Here is a 1,203-nt window from a genome sequence, read left to right as displayed (position 1 = left end):
CGACGTCCCCCCGGTTTTGAGTAGCACGGCGAATTGGAGTCCAATCCCACCTGACCAGGAGATTGGACGTGAAGAAACGCTTTTCCGAAGAACAGATCATCGGTTTCCTGCGTGAAGCCGACGCCGGCATGGCGGTCAAGGACTTATGCCGCCGACATGGCTTCAGCGAAGCCTCGTACTACCTGTGGCGCAGCAAGTTCGGCGGCATGAGCGTGTCCGATGCCAAGCGGCTCAAGGAGCTGGAGGCGGAGAACACCCGGCTGAAGAAGCTGCTTGCCGAGCAGATGTTCGAGAACGACGTCATCAAGGACGTGCTGCGAAAAAAGCCGTGACCGCACCGGTGCGTAGGGCACTAGTGCGGGAGATGATCGATCGCGGTCTCAGCGAGCGGCGGGCCTTGGGGGTGGCTCGGATGAGCGCCAGTGCGTTCCGCTACCAAGCCCGGCCCGACCGGAACGTCGAGCTGCGCGAACAGATCCATGCGCTGGCCATCCGGCACAAAAGATACGGCGTCGGGATGATCCACCTCAAACTTCGGCAGGCAGGCTGGCCGGTTAACTACAAGCGCGTTGAACGGCTGTACCAGGAAGCCAAGCTGCAGGTGCGGCGCCGCAAGCGCAAGAAGGTGCCGGTTGGTGATCGGCAGCCGCTGTTCCGGCCGACCTCGGCCAACCAGGTGTGGTCGATGGACTTCGTATTCGACCGCACTGGCGAGGGGCGCGTGCTGAAGTGTCTGACCATCGTCGACGATGCGACCCACGAGGCGGTGGCCGTCGAAGTGGAGCGGGCGATCTCGGGTAATGGGGTGGCTCGCGTTCTGGACCGCCTCGCGCTACGCCGCGGCCTGCCTCTGGTGATCCGCTCGGACAATGGCAAAGAGTTTTGCGGCAAGGCCATGGTGAAGTGGGGACATGAGCGAGGTGTCGTGCTGCGGCTGATCGAGCCGGGCAAGCCGAACCAGAACGCTTACATCGAGAGCTTCAACGGAAGGCTGCGCGACGAATGCTTGAACGAGCACTGGTTCCAAAACGTCCTTCACGCTCGCACCGTAATCGAGACCTGGCGCCGGGAATACAACGAGGAGAGACCGAAGAAAGCACTGGGCGGGCTGACGCCCGCCGCCTACGCCAAACGGATGGCCAAGATCGGCTACCCTAACCCCGGACTCTAAATGGCCCCGCTACTGAAAGCGGGGGGACGTCG

General features: G+C 62.5%; 1 pseudogene. It reads left to right on the top strand.

Going from position 1 to position 1,203, the window contains the following annotated elements:
• The first annotated feature begins 68 nt into the window (after nucleotides 1-68).
• A pseudogene (locus ACVOLL_RS20560) lies at nucleotides 69-1,171 on the top strand (IS3 family transposase).
• The last annotated feature ends 32 nt before the right edge of the window (nucleotides 1,172-1,203 follow it).

It is taken from the genome of Stenotrophomonas sp. STEN035, assembly GCF_056759935.1.
Note: the sequence above shows the minus strand (reverse complement) of the source record. Positions and strands in the feature narration are given on the sequence as shown.